Origin of the sequence: uncultured Bifidobacterium sp. (genome assembly GCF_949292005.1) — a bacterium.
Classification (GTDB): domain Bacteria; phylum Actinomycetota; class Actinomycetes; order Actinomycetales; family Bifidobacteriaceae; genus Bifidobacterium.
Genome location: NZ_CASEXV010000090.1, coordinates 42243 through 63585 on the forward strand (window position 1 = coordinate 42243; position 21343 = coordinate 63585).

Annotated in this window: 17 protein-coding genes and 1 other RNA gene; 3 read left to right on the top strand and 15 right to left on the bottom strand. The window is 61.2% G+C overall.

The genetic code is table 11. The features are described from left to right. Positions 1–150: 150 nt before the first annotated feature. Complete coding sequence (gene raiA, locus Q1X90_RS07030) at positions 151–843, bottom strand: ribosome-associated translation inhibitor RaiA (protein ID WP_300768509.1); 693 nt, start codon at positions 841–843, stop codon at positions 151–153. A gap of 178 nt (positions 844–1021) precedes the next feature. Between raiA and rnpB the strand changes: the two genes are divergently transcribed. Then, positions 1022–1373: RNase P RNA component class A (gene rnpB, locus Q1X90_RS07035), an RNA gene on the top strand. Between the two features lie 110 nt (positions 1374–1483). Here the strand turns inward: rnpB and Q1X90_RS07040 are convergent. The 9 genes from Q1X90_RS07040 to miaB form a co-directional block, all read right to left on the bottom strand. Then, positions 1484–2104: a regulatory protein RecX gene (locus Q1X90_RS07040; RefSeq protein ID WP_300768469.1), complete on the bottom strand. Its 621-nt coding sequence runs from the start codon at positions 2102–2104 to the stop codon at positions 1484–1486. Further along, a complete protein-coding gene (gene recA / locus Q1X90_RS07045) occupies positions 2101–3255 on the bottom strand; it encodes a recombinase RecA (protein ID WP_300768471.1) in 1155 nt (384 codons plus the stop codon). Before recA ends, Q1X90_RS07040 begins: the two co-directional genes overlap by 4 nt. A gap of 192 nt (positions 3256–3447) precedes the next feature. Further along, a complete protein-coding gene (locus Q1X90_RS07050) occupies positions 3448–3696 on the bottom strand; it encodes a DUF3046 domain-containing protein (RefSeq protein WP_300768473.1) in 249 nt (82 codons plus the stop codon). A gap of 81 nt (positions 3697–3777) precedes the next feature. Beyond that, positions 3778–4290, bottom strand: coding sequence for a helix-turn-helix transcriptional regulator (locus tag Q1X90_RS07055; protein WP_300768475.1), 513 nt, complete (start codon positions 4288–4290; stop codon positions 3778–3780). A gap of 66 nt (positions 4291–4356) precedes the next feature. Beyond that, positions 4357–4899, bottom strand: a complete 543-nt coding sequence (locus Q1X90_RS07060) for a CinA family protein (RefSeq protein ID WP_300768511.1) — start codon at positions 4897–4899, stop codon at positions 4357–4359. A 59-nt stretch (positions 4900–4958) separates the two neighbouring features. Continuing rightward, complete coding sequence (gene pgsA, locus Q1X90_RS07065) at positions 4959–5627, bottom strand: CDP-diacylglycerol--glycerol-3-phosphate 3-phosphatidyltransferase (protein WP_300768477.1); 669 nt, start codon at positions 5625–5627, stop codon at positions 4959–4961. An 83-nt stretch (positions 5628–5710) separates the two neighbouring features. Continuing rightward, positions 5711–8503: a DNA translocase FtsK gene (locus Q1X90_RS07070; protein ID WP_300768478.1), complete on the bottom strand. Its 2793-nt coding sequence runs from the start codon at positions 8501–8503 to the stop codon at positions 5711–5713. 99 nt (positions 8504–8602) lie between these two features. Further along, a complete protein-coding gene (gene miaA, locus Q1X90_RS07075; RefSeq protein WP_300768479.1) occupies positions 8603–9739 on the bottom strand; it encodes a tRNA (adenosine(37)-N6)-dimethylallyltransferase MiaA in 1137 nt (378 codons plus the stop codon). Then, entirely contained in the window at positions 9723–11174 is a 1452-nt protein-coding gene (miaB, locus tag Q1X90_RS07080; protein ID WP_300768480.1) for a tRNA (N6-isopentenyl adenosine(37)-C2)-methylthiotransferase MiaB, read from the bottom strand. The genes miaA and miaB overlap by 17 nt, the downstream gene beginning before the upstream one ends. 165 nt (positions 11175–11339) lie before the next feature. Here miaB and Q1X90_RS07085 point away from each other — a divergent pair, with 165 nt between their 5' ends. Continuing rightward, positions 11340–12083, top strand: a complete 744-nt coding sequence (locus Q1X90_RS07085) for a GTP pyrophosphokinase family protein (RefSeq protein ID WP_300768513.1) — start codon at positions 11340–11342, stop codon at positions 12081–12083. Here the strand turns inward: Q1X90_RS07085 and Q1X90_RS07090 are convergent. Further along, positions 12068–12895: an aldo/keto reductase gene (locus Q1X90_RS07090; protein ID WP_300768481.1), complete on the bottom strand. Its 828-nt coding sequence runs from the start codon at positions 12893–12895 to the stop codon at positions 12068–12070. The genes Q1X90_RS07085 and Q1X90_RS07090 overlap by 16 nt on opposite strands. Positions 12896–13317: 422 nt before the next feature. On the opposite strand from Q1X90_RS07090, the gene Q1X90_RS07095 reads away from it, so the two are divergent. Beyond that, on the top strand, positions 13318–14013 hold the full coding sequence (locus Q1X90_RS07095; protein WP_300768516.1) for a Bax inhibitor-1/YccA family protein: 696 nt from the start codon (positions 13318–13320) through the stop codon (positions 14011–14013). 120 nt (positions 14014–14133) lie between these two features. On the opposite strand, the gene acnA is transcribed toward Q1X90_RS07095, so the two are convergent. The 4 genes from acnA to Q1X90_RS07115 all read right to left on the bottom strand — a co-directional run bounded on the left by acnA (position 14134) and on the right by Q1X90_RS07115 (position 21337). After that, positions 14134–16839 carry an aconitate hydratase AcnA gene (acnA, locus tag Q1X90_RS07100; RefSeq protein ID WP_300768482.1) on the bottom strand — a complete coding sequence of 902 codons (2706 nt, stop codon included), beginning with the start codon at positions 16837–16839 and terminating at the stop codon, positions 14134–14136. Positions 16840–16948: 109 nt separating this feature from the next. Beyond that, a complete protein-coding gene (locus Q1X90_RS07105; protein ID WP_300768519.1) occupies positions 16949–19468 on the bottom strand; it encodes an HAD-IC family P-type ATPase in 2520 nt (839 codons plus the stop codon). A 13-nt stretch (positions 19469–19481) separates the two neighbouring features. Then, entirely contained in the window at positions 19482–20069 is a 588-nt protein-coding gene (locus Q1X90_RS07110; RefSeq protein WP_300768483.1) for a hypothetical protein, read from the bottom strand. After that, positions 20066–21337 (bottom strand): class I SAM-dependent RNA methyltransferase, encoded by a 1272-nt coding sequence (locus tag Q1X90_RS07115; RefSeq protein WP_300768484.1) that lies wholly within the window; start codon positions 21335–21337, stop codon positions 20066–20068. The genes Q1X90_RS07110 and Q1X90_RS07115 overlap by 4 nt, the downstream gene beginning before the upstream one ends. Positions 21338–21343: the final 6 nt, after the last annotated feature.

Below are 21343 nucleotides of genomic sequence, written 5' to 3' on the forward strand. Positions count from 1 at the left end.
GCGATAACACCCCGAAATCTTTCTCCGGCCATACGCCGCTCCTTCCCCGCGATTTCCAGAGACGTCCCACGCCGGTGGCGCCTGGGGAAGAAGCCCCATGGAAAGAGGGGCCACGCGATGACACGTGACCCCTTCATGCGGGCGGTTTCGCTACTTATCGGATGCTCCGGCCTTGGGCTGCGCCTTGACGTTCTCAGGGGTGTCGATTTCGAAGACCCCGTAGCTCCAGCCATGACGGTGGTAAACCACCGACGGCCTTCCCGTCGCCTTGTTGACGAACAGGAAGAAGTCGTGTCCGATCAGCTCCATCTCGTACAACGCCTCATCGATACTCATGGGCTCGGCCACATGCAGTTTGCGACGGATGACGATTGGCGTGTCACCCACCTGGACCTCCACCGACTCCCCCGGTCCCAGATCCGACGCGACCGCCGCTTCGGGGCTGGTCAAGGGCTCCTGATCCGCAAGCTCCTCGGAGCCCTCCGCACCACCATCATCCACACCGGTTCCCAAGGACTGCATCGGAACATATCCACGACGGTGGTCCTTGCGCCGGTCCCTGGCGCGGCGAAGACGCAAAGTGAGTTTATCCAGCGCCATATCAAGGGCACTGAACTCATCAGCGCTCGATGCCTCGGCCCTCACAACAGTGCTCCCCGCGACGACGGTTATCTCCACGCGTCGCGCCGTGTCCGCCTGACGGGGGTTGCCCTCGTGAGTCAGCACCACCTGCGCGCGCTGCGTATCAGGCGCTATGGCGGTCACACGATTCATCTTGCTCTCGACGACATCACGGAACTTCTGCTTGATCTGCGTGTGGCGTCCGGTAACGACGATCTCCATGTGGACCTCCTTGACAATCAGGCGGGAACGACCCGCCATCTGCGTTCCAACGGCTGCCTTGCCATCGGTACGTCCATTGTAGCCACGCGCGACGCAACACTCACCCCCAATCCGCGCCACGCGAAGCGACGGTGGGACGACACGCGTTTGAGGTGGGACGCTGTTATGATTGTTCCCGCGAGACCCCCTGATGGCCGCGACCCCTTTGGGGCTGAGGAACTTCCGGGCTCCACAGAGCACGATGGCGGATAACGTCCGCCCAGGGTGACCTGAGAGATAGCGCAACAGAGAACAGACCGCCCCGAATTTCGGGGTAAGGGTGAAACGGCGGTGCAAGAGACCACCGGGCCACTGGTAACAGCGGTCGCATGGCAAGCCTCATCGGGAGCAAGGCCAAGCAGAAGGCATCAAGGGCTGCTCGCCCGCGCCTTCGGGTAGGCCGCTGGAGCCTGGCGGCAACGTCAGGTCGAGATGGATGGCCATCCGCATGGAAACATGTGACAGAACCCGGGGTATGGAGGTCTCGCACACACTTCATCGGCATTCCACCCCATTTGATGCCACGCTTCCACCGGACATCACAGGAATACGGGGGATTGCACTGACTCCGCTTTCACTGAGCTCATCGATGCGCCGGTCATCACCACTGATCGAAAAATTCCCTCGCGACGGTTCTGACATCCTCGGATTCATGACCTTCGCGCCCCGCCGTCGCCCACAACCTGCGCAGGCACGTCCGCCGATCGCAGCCCCTCGTCCTCGATCTCACTGATTCCGCCATACGACGCGCCGATTCAAGGAAAAGCCCCTCGCTCTTCGCATGGGCAAGCAGATCGTCCGCCAGATTCCTGTCCACACGTCGACGAGAAAACTCCACGGCCACTCCTCTGGATCCCATGCACCGTTTCAGGCAATGGTCAAGAAGCATGCGCGCGTATTTCTCATCATCTATAAGACCAACGCGTATCAACGACTCAACAACATCATCCACAACCTCGCGCGGGTACTCCTTGGCGATAAGACGCTCCCGCATCGCCTGCGACGAGCGCGGGGCCGCGTCCAAAAGGCGCAAAGCCGATTCCCGACAGGCGTCACATCCACCATCCTCGGCGTCACGCGTTCGGCCATGATGCGGGGACCGCGGAAACGACGCATCACCTCGTATCAGTCCATCACTGTGTCTCTGTCCGAAATCGTCATTCCGCGCGTCACTCTCCACCGCCACGGGATGGGAACGAAGAAAACCATCGACGTCGATCATGCCGCGTTTGTCGACGACTCATCCGTGGTCCCGGCTGAGTCGTCGGAACCGTTCTGCCCATCGCCGTCGTCCCCGGCATCGGGATCGGGAATAAGTCCGAATTCCACCTTGACCTTGTTCTCAATCTCATCCGTAATCGCGGGATTGTCCTTGAGGAACTTGCGGACGTTCTCACGGCCCTGACCGAGCTGGTCTCCGTTATAGGTGAACCATGATCCCGATTTCTTGACCACATTGCCCTGCAGGGCCATATCAAGAATCGACCCCTCCTTTGATATGCCCTCGCCATACAACACGTCGAATTCAGCGGATTTAAACGGCGGAGCCATCTTGTTTTTGACGACCTTGACCCTGGTACGGTTGCCTACGGCCTCATCACCATTCTTCAGAGTCTGTATGCGTCGAATGTCAAGACGGACCGACGAATAGAACTTCAGAGCCTTCCCACCCGTTGTGGTCTCGGGATTTCCGAAGAAGACACCGATCTTCTCGCGCAACTGGTTGATGAAGATGGCAGTGGTGCCGGCCTGGGCAAGAGCCCCGGTCATCTTTCTCAAAGCCTGACTCATAAGCCGCGCCTGTAGTCCCACATGGCTGTCACCCATCTCGCCCTCGATCTCGGCTTTGGGCACCAGCGCCGCCACCGAGTCAATGACGATAACATCCAAAGCCCCTGACCGTATGAGCATGTCGGCGATCTCCAGCGCCTGCTCCCCGTTGTCCGGCTGAGACACCACCAAGGCATCCGTGTCCACGCCCAGATGTCTGGCGTACACGGGATCAAGAGCGTGCTCCGCGTCGATGAAGGCGGCCACTCCCCCCTTCTTCTGCGCATTGGCGACGACATGAAGGGCGAGAGTCGTTTTGCCGGAGGATTCGGGACCGTATATCTCGACGATCCTGCCACGCGGAAGGCCTCCGATGCCAAGAGCCATATCCAGAGCCAACGAACCGGTGGGAATGATCTCAACGTTCTGAGGGGGCTTGTCTCCCAACCTCATCGCCGAACCCTTACCAAAATTGCGCTCAACCTGCTCCAGCGCCGTGTTCAAGGCGGCCTGGCGCCGAGGGTCCACCCCGGGAACGTCCTTATCGGTGGAATCATGCCTCTCGGCGGACGTCCTTGCGGAGGACTTTGTACGTTGCGCCATCGCTTCTCCTTGCTTCATTCCGTGGGATCGACTCGAACGCCCACAATAGATGCGGCCGCCATACCGGATCGGCTGACACGTCCCCTGTGGCCAAACGGCGGGAACCCATCGACATGGCCACAATACACCATCGTACGAACATATGTTCGAATGCGGTGCCATTAGGCCATCCCCCACATCAAACGCCCGGAATCAGCCCAACGCCCGAAAGGACATCGGAAGGGGGGGCGCATTATGGATCCCTCCCCATCTGCGTGAATCCGGAACGCCCATCTGATCACACAGGACATTCCACACGATTCGCGGCTCGGTTCCGCGCGCCAGAGCCTCAAGAACCGTGGCGCCATCCAGCGCGGTAAGGCACAGATCACGCGAGACGCTCCGGCCATAGGCGCGCCCGAACACCTCGTCTACCAATTGCCAGAACTCACGTTCCCTCACAGCATCATCCTCTGCGAAACGACACGCCATACGCCCACCATCGGCAATGGCGCCATCAATAAAAGATCAGAAACCATTGGGTCACGCGTCGATGGAATCAAGATAATCTGCGACCATCCTCAGCATCTGCGCCGTGCTCAAGCCCAGAGCCTCGGAAATCGAGCTGAGCAGCTCGGAGCTCGCCTCCTTCTGACCCCTCTCCACTTCGGAGAGATAGCCAAGAGACACCCCGGCCTTCTCACTCACCTCGCGAAGCGTTTTACGATCCCGCGTGCGAAGGTCGCGAAGAACATGGCCTATCGCCTCCCTCAGCGAGACGTCCCGAGAGCTCCCCTCGCTCTCCCGCCTCCTCGTGGTGGACCGGGCCGCGCGCTCATGTTCGGCATCCTCCTCCATCCACATCCGGCCGAGTGCCGCCTGACGGTCATCCTTGGCCTTCTTCGCCGCGCGGGCCATAACAACCTGCCTTTGCGCAAACATCACCGCCCTGCGCTGCGCGGGAGTGAGATCCCGCATCCTGGCAGCCGATGGCGCAGCGCCGATTCTCACGACATCCTGATCACGACGCTCGTCCTCTCGTGTCATGGTTTCCATTGCGCACCCCATTTCTGCCGGTAACGTTCAGTACGTACGCCATATACAACACGTCGAATCGTGGGATTATTCCCAATCAGACGATGTGACATGGCTCACATAGCGCAAGGCGGCATCAACCGCATAACGGCGTATGCGCCCCCGGTCGCCATGGGCCGTGACCCGCATAACATGGACGCCGGCATCATCCGAAACACCGCTCATGCTTACGCCCACATACACAAGCCCCTCCGGCATTCCCCTGCCATCGGGGCCGGGCCCGGCCACACCAGTCGTCGACAGCCCCAGAACCCTACCTCCGTACACGGGCTGATCGAACAGGCGCGCGACCGCGGAAGCCATCTGCGCGGCGACGGTCGGATCAACCGCTCCACGGTCGCGCAGAACGTCGCGATTCACGCCGAGAATCGACGCCTTCGCCCTGACGTCATACGTCACTGCGGAACCCAGGAACACCGTCGACGCTCCAGGAACCCTCACAAAGGCATCCGCGAGCAGCCCTCCGGTCAACGATTCGGACACCGCGATGCGGACACCGCGCATCCGGCATTGAACCATCACCGAACGCGACAAGGCGTCGCATTCCCGATCGATATCGCCATCGGACATGCCGTCCAACCACGTGCCATCGTCATGCCAGTCGACGACGCCATCGGACGGCGACGCCATCATTCGTCCGACCCATCCTCAGAACCACGGCTCATCCGCGACCGACGCGCCCGGACCACACCAAGGACATACAGCGCGCCCGAGTACAGGCACAGGATCAGAGACAGATACACAACCGTGTAAGCGGCGACGTAATACACGTCAAGCCACATGGGAGAGGACTGCCACGAGGGCGCCAACGACCACGCGGGAAGCAGAATCAGGCCCAGACCCACGCATTGCGCGAGCGTTTTGTATTTGCCCGCAGAGGAGGCCGCGATAACGCGTCCGCCCGTATCAATGACGAAGAACCTCATCACGGTGATGCCGATCTCCCGAACAAGCATGAGAACCGTGACCCACCAATATATCTCACCGAAAACGGAGGCCACCACCAAGGCCGAGCCAATCAACAGCTTGTCGGCTATGGGATCCAGCAGCTTCCCCAGTTCGGTCACCTGATTGTGGGATCGCGCCATCCAGCCATCAAGTTTGTCGGTGGACGCGGCGACGATGAAGAGGATCGCGGCCGCCCAGCGCAACCGGACATTCGACACGCCCCAAGGTCCCGCCATGACATCGATGACGATGAAAACAATCACCAAAAGAATGCGTGTGTACGTCACCAGATTCGGCGGGCTGTTCCAACCGTCAAGAAGCCTTCGTTCCGTATCATGAGCTTTCCGCATGGACTCCACCTTAGCCCCACCAACACCCACAACGTCGATACGCGCGAAACATCGTCCTGACAGGAATAGCCACCACTCCGGACTCACCTATCCTCAGACGGGGATCCGGATGGTTCGATGGCCGACGTCTCCCCGCGTATGAAGGCCAGAACCTGGGGAAGATCCTGCGGCTGCACAAGCACCTCGCGCGCCTTCGACCCCTCGGACGGACCCACGACGCCACGAGATTCCAACAGATCCATAAGCCTTCCGGCTTTGGCGAATCCCACACGAAGCTTGCGCTGCAGCATCGACGTCGAACCAAACTGCGTCGTGACAACAAGCTCGGCAGCCTGAAGAAGAACATCCATATCGCCGCCTATGTCCTCCTCGGGCTCGGCGGCCTTCATATCCGACTCCTTGGCCATCTGCTCGATGTCCTCACGGTAGCGCGGCTTGCGTTGCGTGCGGACGAAGTCGACGGCCTTGCGGATCTCCGATTCGCTCACCCAGGACCCCTGCACACGAATCGGTTTGGCGGATCCCATGGGGAGAAACAACGCGTCACCCTGGCCGATAAGCGTCTCCGCGCCAACGGTGTCGAGAATGACTCGCGAATCCGTCGCCGACGATGTGGCAAACGCCAAACGGGACGGAATGTTCGCCTTGATCAGTCCCGTTACCACATCGACGGAAGGCCGCTGCGTGGCCAGCACAAGATGGACGCCGGCCGCGCGGGCAAGCTGCGTGATTCTTTGGATGGAGCTCTCGACATCGTTCTTGGCGACCATCATCAGATCCGCCATCTCGTCGACCACCACCAGAAGATAGGGATAGGGCGCCACCTTTCTGTTGGATCCGGCTGGGGCATGGACCTTCCCGGCCCTGACGGCCGCGTTGAAATCCTTGACATGGCGGAATCCAAAGAACTGGAGGTCGTCATACCGCGCGTCCATCTCCTTGACGACCCACTCCAACGCCTGGGATGCCTTCTTCGGATCGGTGATTATCGGGGTGAGAAGATGCGGTATCCCGGCGTACGCGGACAACTCGACCCTTTTGGGATCAACCAGAATCAGGCGGACCTGCTCCGGATCCGCCCTCATGATGATCGACGTGAGCATCGAATTGATGAAGCTGGATTTTCCCGAACCGGTTGCTCCTGCGACAAGCAGATGGGGCATCTTCGTCAGATCGGCGGTGACGACATGTCCCTCGACGTCCTTGCCCACACCCGCGAGCATCGGATTCGGATCCGACAACGCCTTGTCCGAGCGCAGAATATCCCCCAGATGGACGATCTCCCTATCGACGTTCGGGATCTCTATTCCTATGGCCGATTTGCCCGGAATGGGCGACAGTATCCTCACATCGGAGCTGGCCACGGCGTATGCGATGTTCCGCTGGAGATTCGTCACCTTCTCGACTTTGACTCCGGGGCCAAGCTCGACCTCGTACTGCGTCACCGACGGACCACGGAGAAAACCCACCACCCTGGCATCCACATTAAACTGCTGGAAGGTCGACGCCAAAGACCGGATCACCGCGTCATTCGCGGCAGTACGGGCCGCATGCGGCTTCCCATGCGTGAGCAGCTCAAGGTCGGGAAGATGATACGGGGCAACGACGCCACCGGAAGAGACCGGGGATTCCTCGACATCCGTCCGTCCCTGCGTCTCGGAGCGACCCGACCGCGTGGCTCCCACCGGGATCGTCATCGCCCACGGATCAGCATCGTCGCCCCCACCACCGATGGAAGACTGTTCGACGCCCGCCGCACCCATCGCGACCGTCTCAGCAACGGAAGCGTCGACGGCATCGGGGGAACCAGCCGTCCCACCCAAGGGAACGGTATCATCGCCATGGCGAGAATCGGATCCATCCCAGGAATCCGTTCTGCCCGACGATGCGACGGAACGCCCCGTCGATGGCTGCCGCGCGTCGCCGTCACCATCCGTTCGAGATCCAGTCGCCGACACGAATGGGTCATCGCCCGCGTAACGGTCGAGATGCCCGTCGGGATCGTTTCGATCCCTGTGAACCAGCCGAGACCACCACCCCCTCAATCCCGAGGGCCGACGGACTTCGTCGCCAACATCCTCATCCTCACCGCTGCCATCATGTGCGGGAACACCGGCCGCGACCGGTATGACATCATCGCCGACACGCATCTCATCGGGGAACTCCTCATCCTGATCCTTGTCGCCATCATGCGAACGTGACCTCAAACCCGACACACCATCGACAATGTCGCTGATGCTCCGTCCCAGAATCATGAGAACCGAGAACAGTCCGACGAGAACGAAAACGATGATCGCGAAGACATTCGACAGTCCCCACGCCAAAGGCGATCCCAACGCGAATCCCAACAGGCCACCGGCGCCCTGCACCGCGGACATGGAGAAGCCCTTGACATCCGCCAAAAGAACGATGTCGATAATCGAGCAGACCGACCAAAGCAGGAGAAACCAGCCACTGATGACACGGGGATTCTCGGAGCTTTTTCCGGCATGACGCATAAGCCGGATGGCAAGTATGAGAAGAAGCACCGGAAGAACGACGCTCATAACCCCCAACACGCCCGATGCCATGGCATGAAGCACCCTGCCGAGAACGCCGTCGACCCTGAACCATTCCGATGCGCAGAAAAGCACGGCGAGCACGAGAAGAAGAAGGCAAACTCCGTCACGACGGTACGCGGGATCATATTCGTCACCCACTCCGCTCACCGAACGCACCAGTGTTCCCAAGGCCCTGGGCAACGCGAGAAGGACGCGATACCACATCGGCTCCTGAACGGATTCGTCGCGCGCATCGGAGGACGCGCCATCACCGCGTCGGCCATGCGACCGCGCGGACGCGGAATTTTTCTTTGAGGAAGATGCCTGTCGTGCCATAACACAATCGATTCTACGCAGAGGACCCGTCCGAAAACCACCGGAGTCCTTTCCCAAGACGCTCCGGATCACAATCCGCACGCTCCAGCGAAGCGGCGGTCACACGGAGACGTCGGTGTCGTCGGGCGACCGCGACGTCGAAACCGTTCCCAGCGGATGGTGGGCGAACTCATCGGCACGCGCATCCGTCGCATCATAAGCACCGGAATCGGCACGGTCCACGATCGCCAAAGCAGTATCCAGACGTTCGGGATTCAACGCATCGATCCAATGGATCCGAGGATCCCTTCCGAACCAGCCCATCTGTTTGCGGGCAAGACGTCTTGTTCGGCGCGCGATGTCGTCGAACGCCTCATCGCAGGACCACAGACCGTCAAGATAATCAACGATCTGCTGGTAGCCCAAGGCGCGCGCCGCGGTTGGCCCCCAGTGCCGACGGACATCACGAACCTCGTCGACCAATCCGTGGTCGCGCATCGACCGGGTCCGTTCGTCGATGCGCCGGTCCATCTCCGCACGGTCAAGATCCAACCCTATCTGCACTGCGGGAACCGCATAACGATACCGGGGAAGGCTCGCCGAATACGGTCGTCCGGTGATGTCGATAACCTCCAACGCCCGAATGGTGCGTCGCACATTCCTCGGATCCATATGGGACGCCGCCTGCGGATCACGCTCCTGCAACTCCCGGAAAAGCACCCCCGGCCCCTCCTCACGCGACCTGGCCTCAAGGCGCGTGCGGACGGCCGCATCCGTACCGGGGAAGGAGATGTCGTCAAGCGCCGCGCGAGCGTACAATCCCGATCCTCCGACGAGGATTGGCCTCACCCCCCTCGTGCGCAATCCACGAATGCATCCTCGAACCATGGTCTGAAACCTCGCCGCCGTCATAACCTCGTCCGGTTCGATGACACCGACCAGATGATGCGCGACGCGCGAGAGCTCCTCATCGGTCGGCTGCGCCGTTCCGATTCGCATCCCCCGATACATCTGATAAGCATCCGCGTTGACTATCTCCGCCTTCTGTCCCCGACCCCCCAGAGCTTCGGCGAGCGCGATGGCCAGCGATGTCTTCCCCGAAGCCGTCGGGCCAACGATAGACACCACCCTGCGCCCATCGGATTCCCTTTCGATATTGGGTTCAGTCGCGGGACCTTCCGATTCCGCCAAGCCGGTGGAGAGACCCCTTCCGGCGGTATGGGTCCTCCCCCCACCATCGTCACACCCGGATGTCATAGGTCTGTCCCCGTTTCGGATCCGGATCTGCGATGAGATGATGAGCCCCGGCATGCGTGACCGTGGCCCGGACCACATCCCCCAGTCCCGGCGCGGCATATCCCTGCGGCACGCCGATATGGACAAGCTCCCCGGTTCTCTCGCGTCCCGTGGCCCGTCCAGTGGACCTGTCCTTCCGTCCCGAGTCCCCAGTGACAAGAACCTCCACATCCCGTCCGACAAAGCCGCGCATGAAGTCCTCCGTTATGGGAGCCTGGACCGCAAGCAGCCGTTCGAACCGATCACGGACCACATCATGTGGAACCTGCGGCATGGATGCCGCGGGAGTTCCTGGACGCGGCGAATATTCGAAGGTGTACGCCGACGCGAAGCGCGACTCGCGCACCACGTCCATCGTCGCCTGGAAATCCTCCTCGGTCTCGCCGGGAAATCCGACGATGACGTCCGTGGTTATCCGCGCATCCGGCATCGCATCTCGAACCTTGCGCAATATGTCGAGGAAACGTGAGCTGCGATACGACCGTCTCATGGAACGCAGCACCGCGTCCGACCCCGACTGCAGCGGCATATGAAGCTGATGCATGACGTTGGGTGTGGACGCCATGGCTTCGATCACATCATCCGTGAACGCGGCGGGATGCGGGGACGTGAAACGGACACGGTCCAATCCCTTGATGTCTCCACAGGCCCGGAGAAGCTTGGAGAACGCATAGCGATCGCCCATCGCGTATCCGAAGGAGTTCACATTCTGCCCCAGAAGCGTGACCTCGCGGGCGCCCGAGTCCACGCACGCGCGAATCTCGTCAAGGATGTCCCCGGGGCGCCGGTCCCTTTCCCTCCCCCTGGTCGTAGGAACGATGCAGAAGGTGCACGTGTTGTTGCACCCCATGGATATGGACACCCATGCGGACACCTTGGATCCCCTCGCCGCGGGAAGATCACTGGGGAAATACCTCACGCCCTCGGAGACGTCCACCTGGGCCACCCCCTCGGCCCTCGCCTGATCGAGAAGCCTCGGAAGCGAGCCGACATTGCGCGTTCCGAAGACGGCGTCGACCCAGGGGGCCCGCCGTGCGATGCGCTCCCTGTCGAGTTGCGCCATGCAGCCCCCGACCGCGATCTGCGTTCCCGGTCTGTTCCTTTTCAGCTCAGCCCACTGACCAATCATCCCGTACATATGGTCGGCAGCGTTCTCACGTACTGCGCATGTGTTCAACACCACGACGTCGACCTCGCCATCATCAACCTGCCGGCGCGACGCCGCACGATAGCCCTGCTCCTCAAGCACTCCGGCGATGCGCTCGGAATCATGGACGTTCATCTGGCACCCGAGCGTGTGGACGTAATACACCCCCCGTCCGCATCGCGGAGCCGTCTCGCCTTCGGGGCGATCGCCCACCTGTCTTTCGTCGCGCGTCATCATCGCTTCATCCATACGAGCGATTCTATCCGCGTGACACCCCGCGACGCCGCGGCGACTCCCCGGGGGAAGGCTTCCAACCTCCTGAAGGTCACAAGGCTTCCCAACATTCGCACACAACCCCGCGTATCATGGGTTTCCGTGATACTTGACCGCCATGATCGCATCAATTCATCCGAGATGCAGGCCCGGCTGGAGTCCGCCGGGACTTCGGACCGACGCATACCCGTCGAACAGACGAGCGACTTCATCGACCTCATGCAGGTCTATGAGGGTGCGATGTACGAGATCAGCACGAAGCTCGAGATTCTCGACGACGAGTTCCAGGTCCGCTTCTCGCATGATCCCATCCACCACATGGAACGTCGGCTTAAATCGGTCGGCTCGATCATCGGAAAGCTGGAGCGCAAGGGACTGCCCCTGAACACGCAATCCATCAAGGATCACCTGTTCGATGTTGCGGGAATCCGTGTGATATGCAACTACCGCGACGATGTCTACTCGGTGTCACGCTATCTTTCGGCCCAATCGGACATCCAGGTGCTTCGGGTCAAGGATTACATCCGCAATCCGAAGCAGAACGGATACCGGAGCCTGCATGTCATCTACGCGGTGCCCGTCTTCCTCTCAACAGGCGCCCATTACACGCCCGTCGAGGTGCAGTTCCGCACCATCGCCATGGACTACTGGGCAAGCCTCGAGCACGCCCTGCGCTACAAATCCAACCTTCCCGATGCGAAGCTGTCCGAGCATTCCCAGACCCTGTTGGATTGCGCGCGCAGCCTTCAGAACGTCGAGGCTCAGATGCAGAGCATTCACCGCGACATCAACGGGGCCCCGCGCGGCGACGAGACTCCGCGTCCGGGTCTGGAGCCTGGATCGCAGCAGGCCGGGGCATCTGAGGAGTCTCAGAAGTCGAAGTGATCGGGATCCGCTCCCACGCGAGTCCCCGTCTCCATGGAGTCGATCGCCGCCATGTCTTCTGATGACAATGCGAAATCGGCGACGTCGATGTTCTCCCGGATCCTTTCCGCATGGGTGGACTTCGGTATCACGATCACACCCCGCTGGATATGCCACCGGATCACGATCTGCGCGGGGGACTTCCCATACTTCGCCGCCAGCGCGAGCAGATGGGGATCCGACAGCAGGGAGCCCCCCGTTCCTCCCAGAGGACTCCACGCCTCAACGTCGATATGCCGCGAACGGGCGAAAGAGATGGTTTCGTTGTTGGCGAACAAAGGGGATGATTCAATCTGATCCACGGCCGGAAGCACCGAGCTTATGGTCATCAGCTCCCTGAGATGGTGCGGCTGGAAATTGCTCACGCCGATGGCACGGATGCGGTGCTCCTCATAAAGCCCGGCCATCTCCTCCCATGCACGCTGCCAATGATCCGCCGGCCAATGGATAAGGTACATGTCCACATAGTCGAGCCCCAGCCTGTCGAGGCTCTCGAGAAATGCCTCACGCGTCCGCTCCTGACGGATGTCCTCGTTCCACAGTTTCGTCGTCACGAACACGTCACGACGGGCGACGCCCGATTGCCGCAGTCCCTCCCCAACGGAGGACTCGTTCCCATAGATCCTGGCCGTGTCGATATGCCGATACCCGACGGACAGAGCCTCACGGACCGCGTTCACCGTCGTCTCCCCGTCCGGATTCTGGAAGACCCCCAATCCGACTTGAGGTATGGACACCCCGTTGTTCAAGACAATTCGTGATTCGTTGATCATGTTTTTCCTTTCAACAGGGACGTCCGCATTCAATGCTGGCGAGAACGGGGGCGCATGCATCCGCGCTCCGTCTCTTCATTCCATATTGCATGTTGACGGCATTCACCCATGTTGCGCGGAGGGCGGAACAACATCCAGCCAACTTACAGAGGGTCTTACTAGAATGACGGTGATTGTGAGACTTGGGAGAGAAACGGCATGCGCGGCGAGTGCCCCGCACGCCAGCACCTCCCCGACACAGACGCAACCACGAAGGAGCAGAGATGGACAACAACGCCAACGCCCCCCAAGGACAGACTCCATATCAGAACTATGACGGCCGGTATTCCCAGCAGGCCCAGAACGGCACCAACTACGGATATGCGCCGGGACAGGCCGGTTCAGCCTCATCCTACCCGTATGGGACAGGCGCGCAGACGGTGATGGATGGCACCGCCGCCTATAGCCGCGACAATGCGGTGCGTGTGTCCGTGACCCGGGCATACGCGGAGATGACCGCAGGCTTGGTGGTGACCGCCGTAGTGGCCGTGCTCACCCAGATGACCGGAGCCTTGGAGTCCTTCCACACCGCCACCGGCAGTCTGGGCTGGATCGGGCTGCTGATTGTCCAAGTGGTCATGGCCGTGGCTCTTGGCGCGAGGGCCATGACCATGCGCCCTGCGACAGCACGGATGGTGTTCTATTTGTATGCGGCGCTGATGGGATTCACCCTCAGTTCGATCTTCTATGTGTACGATCTGAGCTCCATCGGCATGGCTTTGGGCCTGAGCATCGGTTTCTTCTTCGCCCTCACCATGCTCGCGCTCACCACCAAACGAGACATGCTCAAGGCGGGGCCCATTCTGTTCACCGCTCTTCTGGTTCTCATCATCGGCGAAGTCGTCCTCATGTTCATCTCCCCCAGCGATTCGACCGTCATGCTCGTCTCGGCAATCGGCCTCCTCATATTCGCCGGCCTGACCGCATACGACGCCCAGAAGACCCGGGCCCTGTTCGCCACGTATGGAACGGACACCGTTGCCATCAAGCGTCTTTCGATCGTCTGCGCACTGAACCTCTATCTGGACTTCGTGAACATGTTCCTGTATCTTCTGCGCCTTTTCGGAAGCCGCAACTGATTAGCCGCCGCGTCGGCGCCACCGCGTGAGCGTCCTGCGCGGCGCCGACCGGAACCGAAGAGCGGGGGATGGGCGCATCCCGCCCATCCCCGTGCGCGACCAGAGTCTCGGTCCAGTCTCTCAGCGCTGCTGCATGAGATTGCGCAGAACGTACTGGAGTATTCCACCGTTGCGGAAATACGCGGCCTCACCGGGAGTGTCCACCCGGACAACCGCGTCAAAATCCACGGTCCCGCCGTCAGTGGCCGCCGCATGCACATGGACGGTTTGAGGAATCACGCCATCATTGAACTTCTCGATTCCCGTGATCGAGAACGTTTCGGTGCCATCCAGCCCCAGCGACTGCGCCGACTCACCTTCAGGGAACTGCAGCGGAAGCACTCCCATTCCAATAAGGTTCGAGCGGTGAATGCGCTCGAAGCTGCCGGCGATCACGGCCTTCACCCCCAGCATCATCGTGCCCTTGGCCGCCCAGTCGCGCGAGGACCCCGTGCCATACTCCTTGCCGGCCAGAACGACAAGCGGGACCTTCTTGGCGGCGTAGTCGACCGACGCGTCGAAGATGGTCGATGGCTTGCCGCTGATGAAATCGAAGGTGAACCCACCAGGACGCACCTCCTCTCCCACGGATGCGAGAAGTTGGTTGCGTAGCCGTATGTTGCCGAAAGTCCCACGAACCATCACCTCGTGGTTCCCGCGGCGCGACCCGTAGGAGTTGAAATCCTTCTGAGCCACCCCATGCTCCGTGAGATACCTCCCCGCGGGACTCGACGAGGTGAATGCGCCGGCCGGAGAGATGTGGTCCGTCGTGACGGAGTCGCCGAGAAGAGCCAGAACGCGGGCACCGGAAATATCGGTGACCGGTTCGGGTTTGGCCGACATTCCATCAAAAAGCGTCTGACGGCGCACATACGTGGAGCGCGGATCCCATGCGAAGAGCTCCCCCTTGGGGACTTTGAGCCCCTTCCACCGCTCGTCGCCGTCGAAAACCGAGGAATAGTCGTCGACATACATATCCCGCGATATCGTCCGGTCGACGATGTCCCGCACATCCTCGTTGCTGGGCCAGATGTCGCGAAGGAACACGTCATGTCCGTCGGCATCGGACCCCAACGGCTGCGACTCGAAATCGAAGTCCAGCGTGCCCGCGAGAGCATAGGCGATGACCAGCGGCGGCGACGCGAGATAGTTCATTTTGACATCGGGGCTGATACGTCCCTCGAAGTTCCTGTTCCCGGAGAGAACCGCGGTGACGGTGAGGTCGTTCTCGTTAACCGCCTGCGAGATCTCGGGAAGAAGCGGACCCGAATTCCCGATGCACGTGGTGCATCCGAATCCCACGACCTCATATCCCAACGCGTCGAGGTCCTCCTGCAGACCGGCCTTGCGCAGATAGTCCGCGACCACTTGGGAGCCTGGCGCCAAGGACGTCTTCACCCACGGCTTGGGTCTCAGACCGAGCTTTCGGGCGTTGCGCGCCACCAATCCGGCGGCGACCATCACGGAGGGATTCGACGTGTTGGTGCAGCTGGTGATCGACGCGATCGCGACATCTCCGTTGCTCAAGTGGAAATCCCCACGGAAATCCGTGCTTACGGGGACGGGTTCCGACACTGTTTTGTCTGTCTCGTATTGGGGAAGAGTGCCCTCGAAGACCTTCTTCGAATCGGAGAGCGCTATGCGGTCCTGAGGACGCTTCGGTCCGGCGATGGACGGGACCACGTCGCCAAGATCCAACTCCATGTACTCCGAGTACGAGGGCTCCACATAATCGGGATCGGTTGTGTCGGCCCACAGGCGATTGGCCTTGGCGTAAGCCTCGACCAAGGCGATCTGGGAGTCGGAACGGCCGGTGAGGCGCAGATAGTCCAACGTCACCTGATCTATGGGGAAGATGCCGCAGGTCGATCCAAACTCCGGACTCATGTTGCCGATCGTCGCGCGGTTGGCCAGCGGCACGGACGCGACTCCCTCGCCGTAGAACTCGACGAACTTGCCAACGACGCCATGCCGACGGAGCATATCCGTGATCGTCAGCACCACATCGGTGGCCGTGACACCTTCGGGAATCGACCCGGTGAGTTTGAATCCGACGACCCTGGGGACCAGCATCGAAATGGGCTGTCCAAGCATCGCGGCTTCGGCCTCGATGCCTCCCACTCCCCAGCCCAGAACTCCCAGACCATTGACCATGGTGGTGTGCGAATCGGTTCCCACGCAAGAATCAAGATAAGCAAGGTCACGTCCACAGTCTCCGGGCCTCGTCATAACGACCTTGGCGAGATATTCGATGTTCACCTGATGGATGATGCCCGTCCCCGGAGGAACGACCCGGAAATTGCGGAAGGCCTGCTGCCCCCACCTCAGGAACTGGTACCGCTCGCCGTTGCGGCGATATTCGATGTCCATATTGCGCTCGACCGCATCGCGGACGGCGTAGCTGTCGATCTGCACGGAGTGGTCGATGACCATATCCGCCGGGACCTGGGGATTGATGACCTCGGGATCGCCGCCAAGAGTGCTCACCGCGTCACGCATCGTCGCTAGGTCGACGATGCAGGGAACTCCCGTGAAATCCTGCATGACCACACGCGACGGGGTGAACTGGATCTCGTGGCTGGGCTGGGCCTGGGGGTCCCAGCGGAGCAGATCCGCAACCTCGTCATCGGTGATGTTCTCGCCATCGATGTTCCGCACGAGATTCTCGACCAGAACCTTCAACGAGTAGGGAAGGTGCTCGATGCCGGGAAGATCCGCGATGCGGTAGTAATCGACATTCTCATCACCAACGGTGAGCGTGGACAGCTGGTCGTCACGCAGAGTCATTCTTCTCCTCCGAATCTCATTGGATACACACGACGGGCACGCCCTGCCACAATGGCACGCGTGCCACACATAAACGATTATCCGACGCGGACGGTACAGAACCGCACGTCTATCTCATGACCGCGTGCCGAACACGGTCGATCAGCCTTTCCACCACAGGCTCAAGCCAATGGATAATCACGAATATCACGCACGACGCGGCGATGGCCACAAGCACCGCCAGCATCATCCGCCAAGCGGGGAAACGAAGCGCGAAGAACGAGGCCACGGGCTCGATGAGAATCCCGCACACGCCCGCCGCTGCGAAGAACGCCACCAAAGCGCCACGCCATGATCTCAATGGCGAGGCCACCTTCGCGAGAACCGCTATGCCCATGACGAAAAGAATCATGGCACAGCTGGATCGGAGTTCCGCAAGGTCGGACGGACGGCCGAGATCCCATCCCATGGCCGAAGGAAGGATCCATGCGGAAAGCATCACGGATAGGGCTATGGCCAATCCTCCGGGGAACGCGAATCTAATCACCCTCGTAAGGAACCCTGGGACATAACGGCGGGTATTGGGGGCCAGAGCAAGGATGAAGGCCGGAATTCCGATGGTCAGCGCGCCCACGTACGTGATATGGCGGGGAAGATAGGGGAAGGGAATCCGCGTCAGGACGACCACGAAGGCGATCAGCGAGGAATACACGGTTTTCGTCAGGAACAGCGCGGCCACGCGCTCCATGTTCGCCATCACCTGCCTCCCGCGGGCCACGACATCCGGGAGATGCGAGAAGCGCGAATCGACAAGGACCAGCTGGGCTACCGCCTTTGCCGCGGGAGCGGCGTTCCCCATGGCCACGCCCAGATCGGCCTCCTTGAGTGCCAGCGTGTCGTTAACGCCATCTCCCGTCATCGCCACGACATGGCCCGAACGGTGGAGCGCCTCGACTATCGACTTCTTCTGTTCGGGAAGCACACGCCCCAACACGTCGACATCCTCAAGGACATCCGATAATTGGGCGATGTCCGCGGGAAGCGTCCTCGCATCCATGACGCGCGGCGGCTTCTTGCCGGTGAGTCCCACACGCGCCGCGATCGATCCGACGGTCGCCGGATTGTCTCCGGATATGAGACGGCAGCGGACACCCTGCTCGCGGAACCATGCGAGGGTCGATTCCGCATCATCCCTTATGCGCTCCGAACACACGACAAGCGCCATGGGAATCGCCGTCGAGGGAAGGGCGACCTCGAATGCGCCATCAGAAGCGCTTCCGGAAGCCACCACGGATGAGCCATCGGTCGACCGAACGACCAACAGAACACGGTCGCCACCGGCGGCCAGCCCGTCGACCTCCTCGGAAACATCCGCGTACGCGCCGTGCAGCGCGGAAAGAATAACCTCCGGCGCCCCGAGAAACCACGTGCCGTCACCATTGACGACGGAGCTCCATTTGCGGCCCGAGGAAAAGGGCACACGAGACAGCACATCTCCGGCGCCGACGCCCTCATTCGACAACGCCGACACGATCGCCTGGCCCGTTGCGTTGGGATTCTCCTCGTTCGCGAGGTCGAACACCGCCTGACGGACATCATCGCCGACACGTCCGTCCCCTATCGCGACAAGATTCCTCATCGTGATCGTGCCGTCGGTTATGGTGCCGGTCTTGTCCAGATTAAGGCAATCCACACGGGCCAGGGTCTCCACCGATTCCAACTCCTGAACCAGGGTTTTCTCGCGAGCCAGACGCATCGCTGCTATTGCGAAGTTCAACGACACGAGGAGGACCAGCCCCTCAGGGATCATCCCCACCACGCCGGCAACGGAGGACACCACCGCCGAACGCCACTGCCCGGTGTCGACCGCATTCTCCCATCCGCCCACGGCCTTGATCTGCGACCACGCGAGAAGAGCGCACAACGGAATCACGACGATGGTCATATATCGGAGGATCGTGTTGATTCCCCGACTCAGATCGGACACCGTCCGCCGGTACACCTTGGCTTGGGCGGTCAATTTCGCCGCGTAGCCATCCTCGCCGACCGCGGTGACGCGGGTGAGTGCGATGCCAGAGACCGCGGCGGAACCCGAATAGACCGGATCGCCCTCAGTCTTGCGCACGGTTCTCGACTCGCCGGTGAGCATGGACTCGTCAAGCTCCAGACCCCAGGATCTGACGACGACGGCATCGGCGGGGACCTGATCCCCCGAGCGAATCCACAGAAGATCATCCAACACGATTCCGTCATGTGACACGGTGGTGTCGTGCCCATCACGCCTGACGACGAAGTCGGCGGCGACGAGAATCGACAGCCGATCCAGCGTGCGTTTGGACTTCGTCTCCACGATTATGCCTATTCCCGTGTTGACGATGATGACAACCCCGAACACCGCGTCCTTCCATGACCCGGCGATGAGCACAAGAACCATCGCCGTGAGAATGATCGCGTTGAACAGCGTGAACACGTTGGAGCGGACGATGTCCGCGAAGGAGCGCGAGGTCGTGTCCCTCACGTGGTTGATGAGCCCCTTTTCACGGCGTTCCTCCACATCGCGGGCCGACAGTCCCCCGTCATCGACCCGCGGAAAATCCTCTCGCACATTCCGTGGCACGTCCTGCAACGCCCCAGCATCCGTGGATGTCATATTCTTCATACGCTCATTCCTCCACCAACACCGCCATACGGCCTCCAGCCGACCTGTTGTTCGCCACGTCATCCACAGCCTGGGCCAAAGTCGATGTGGCTGTGGACCTGACAACCGCGTCCACCGCTACCAATGAGCCGTCGGTGGGCATGGAGGACGCATCGACGGCCACGACCGGAACCCCTGAGGACCTGGCGTATTCGAGCGTCGACGTCCATCCCGATCGATCCCGTCCGAAATCCATCCCCATAATGACCACGACGCTCACATCCCTGTCCGCGTAATCGCGAACTGCGGAAAGACGGGAGGCATGCGGAGTCGAGGTGCCGCTGGCGTTCGAATACGCCGTCCGCATGTCATGGTCATCCAGCTGATCCACGACGCGCGAGTCAAGGGCCGTGGTGGTCTCGGATCCCACGACTCCAACCATCAGATCACCATCATCGATGCTGTCATGCGCGACCGTATCTCCAGCCACTCCGACGGCCCGCGACGACTCGGCGCATCCGGACACTCCCAACGCGACCGTGATCACGGCGAGAAGGGACAACAGACGACGAAGAAACGGGGCGCACCCGCACCTCGCGCTCCCCGCGATCATGATCGGGTCGAACGGCGGAAGGCGACGATCGTCTCCACGTGATGCGTCATGGGATAGGCATCAAAGGCCTGTATCGACGTCGGATCATATCCCAACGAGACAAGTGTCGCGGTGTCACGGGCCAGACTGGCGGGATCGCAGGAGACATAGATGACGTTACGGGCTCCACGATTCGCGATGGCTCGGCATACCCGGGCGCCCGCACCGGCACGTGGCGGATCAAGGACGACGACGTCAGGCTGCCCCTGTCCATCAGGAAGCCCCGCAAGAACCTTCGCGACGTCCCCGGATCGGACGTCCGTCTGATCGGCCCCGGCACGATGGAGATTGCGTCTCGCGGATTTCACCGCGGTCTTCGACCCCTCGACGCTGAGAACACGAACATCCGACCCCAACGTGAGCGAAAGCGGAACTGTGAAAAGCCCGGAACCCGAGTAGAGATCCCAAACCTCGGCATTATCGCGTCCATCCAAGGCGTCCAAAGCCCTATCGCGCACATACGACGTGAAAACGGCGGGAGCGGCCCGATGAACCTGCCAGAAGCCCCGTGACGCGACTTCATAGCGGAACGTATGCCCCGCGACGCGCACCTTCTCGTGCACGGTCTCCGTTCCGGACACCACCGTCCCGTCCACAAGAACCGCATGGTCATGCAGAACCCCATCGTCCTCCAGGGGTTCCGGCGCCACCACGCGAATCGAGGCTCCCGGAGTCCATCCGCCACGCCACACCCCGGCGTCCTCGGCCGCTGCGAGAACCGCTTCCGTCGCCAGGGGCATATCCTCCACCGGCACGCGCTCATGAGTTCCTCTGCGGCGCATGGACGCCCGACCCTCGTCATCGGCGACCAATTCCATCCGAGTGCGCCAGTGGAGTCCTCCACGCTTGTCATCGCCAGGCATGGACCTGATGGCCACGTCCGGACAGTCGATATGTCCCAGCCTACGCATCTGCTCAGCCACGATCGCGGCCTTCCAACGCAACTGTCCGGGACGCGCGACATGGACGAGGTCGGCTCCCCCGACCCCACCTCCGGAGGACAACGGGCCAGCTAGCGGCCACGCGGGATCGCATCGATCCCCACTCGCCTCACGGACACCGACGACCTCGCCTGTCCAGAACCGCCCATCCCTATCATGCGGCTCGTCAAGCTCGATGTCGACCAACTCGCCGGGAAGCGCGAACCTGACAAACACCACTCGCCCATCGATATGGGCGACGCATCGTCCCTGATCGGCGAACCTCTCAATACGCACGGTCGCTCTCATGGAGAC

Coding starts and splice junctions, on each gene's coding strand:
- raiA (WP_300768509.1), bottom strand. CDS start 843: ATGGAGATCGTCGTTACCGGACGCCACACGCAGATCAAGCAGAAGTTC.
- Q1X90_RS07040 (WP_300768469.1), bottom strand. CDS start 2,104: ATGATCGACGTCGATGGTTTTCTTCGTTCCCATCCCGTGGCGGTGGAG.
- recA (WP_300768471.1), bottom strand. CDS start 3,255: ATGGCGCAACGTACAAAGTCCTCCGCAAGGACGTCCGCCGAGAGGCAT.
- Q1X90_RS07055 (WP_300768475.1), bottom strand. CDS start 4,290: ATGGAAACCATGACACGAGAGGACGAGCGTCGTGATCAGGATGTCGTG.
- Q1X90_RS07060 (WP_300768511.1), bottom strand. CDS start 4,899: ATGTCCGATGGCGATATCGATCGGGAATGCGACGCCTTGTCGCGTTCG.
- pgsA (WP_300768477.1), bottom strand. CDS start 5,627: ATGCGGAAAGCTCATGATACGGAACGAAGGCTTCTTGACGGTTGGAAC.
- Q1X90_RS07070 (WP_300768478.1), bottom strand. CDS start 8,503: ATGGCACGACAGGCATCTTCCTCAAAGAAAAATTCCGCGTCCGCGCGG.
- miaA (WP_300768479.1), bottom strand. CDS start 9,739: ATGACATCCGGGTGTGACGATGGTGGGGGGAGGACCCATACCGCCGGA.
- miaB (WP_300768480.1), bottom strand. CDS start 11,174: ATGGATGAAGCGATGATGACGCGCGACGAAAGACAGGTGGGCGATCGC.
- Q1X90_RS07085 (WP_300768513.1), top strand. CDS start 11,340: ATGCAGGCCCGGCTGGAGTCCGCCGGGACTTCGGACCGACGCATACCC.
- Q1X90_RS07090 (WP_300768481.1), bottom strand. CDS start 12,895: ATGATCAACGAATCACGAATTGTCTTGAACAACGGGGTGTCCATACCT.
- Q1X90_RS07095 (WP_300768516.1), top strand. CDS start 13,318: ATGGATGGCACCGCCGCCTATAGCCGCGACAATGCGGTGCGTGTGTCC.
- acnA (WP_300768482.1), bottom strand. CDS start 16,839: ATGACTCTGCGTGACGACCAGCTGTCCACGCTCACCGTTGGTGATGAG.
- Q1X90_RS07105 (WP_300768519.1), bottom strand. CDS start 19,468: ATGACATCCACGGATGCTGGGGCGTTGCAGGACGTGCCACGGAATGTG.
- Q1X90_RS07110 (WP_300768483.1), bottom strand. CDS start 20,069: ATGATCGCGGGGAGCGCGAGGTGCGGGTGCGCCCCGTTTCTTCGTCGT.
- Q1X90_RS07115 (WP_300768484.1), bottom strand. CDS start 21,337: ATGAGAGCGACCGTGCGTATTGAGAGGTTCGCCGATCAGGGACGATGC.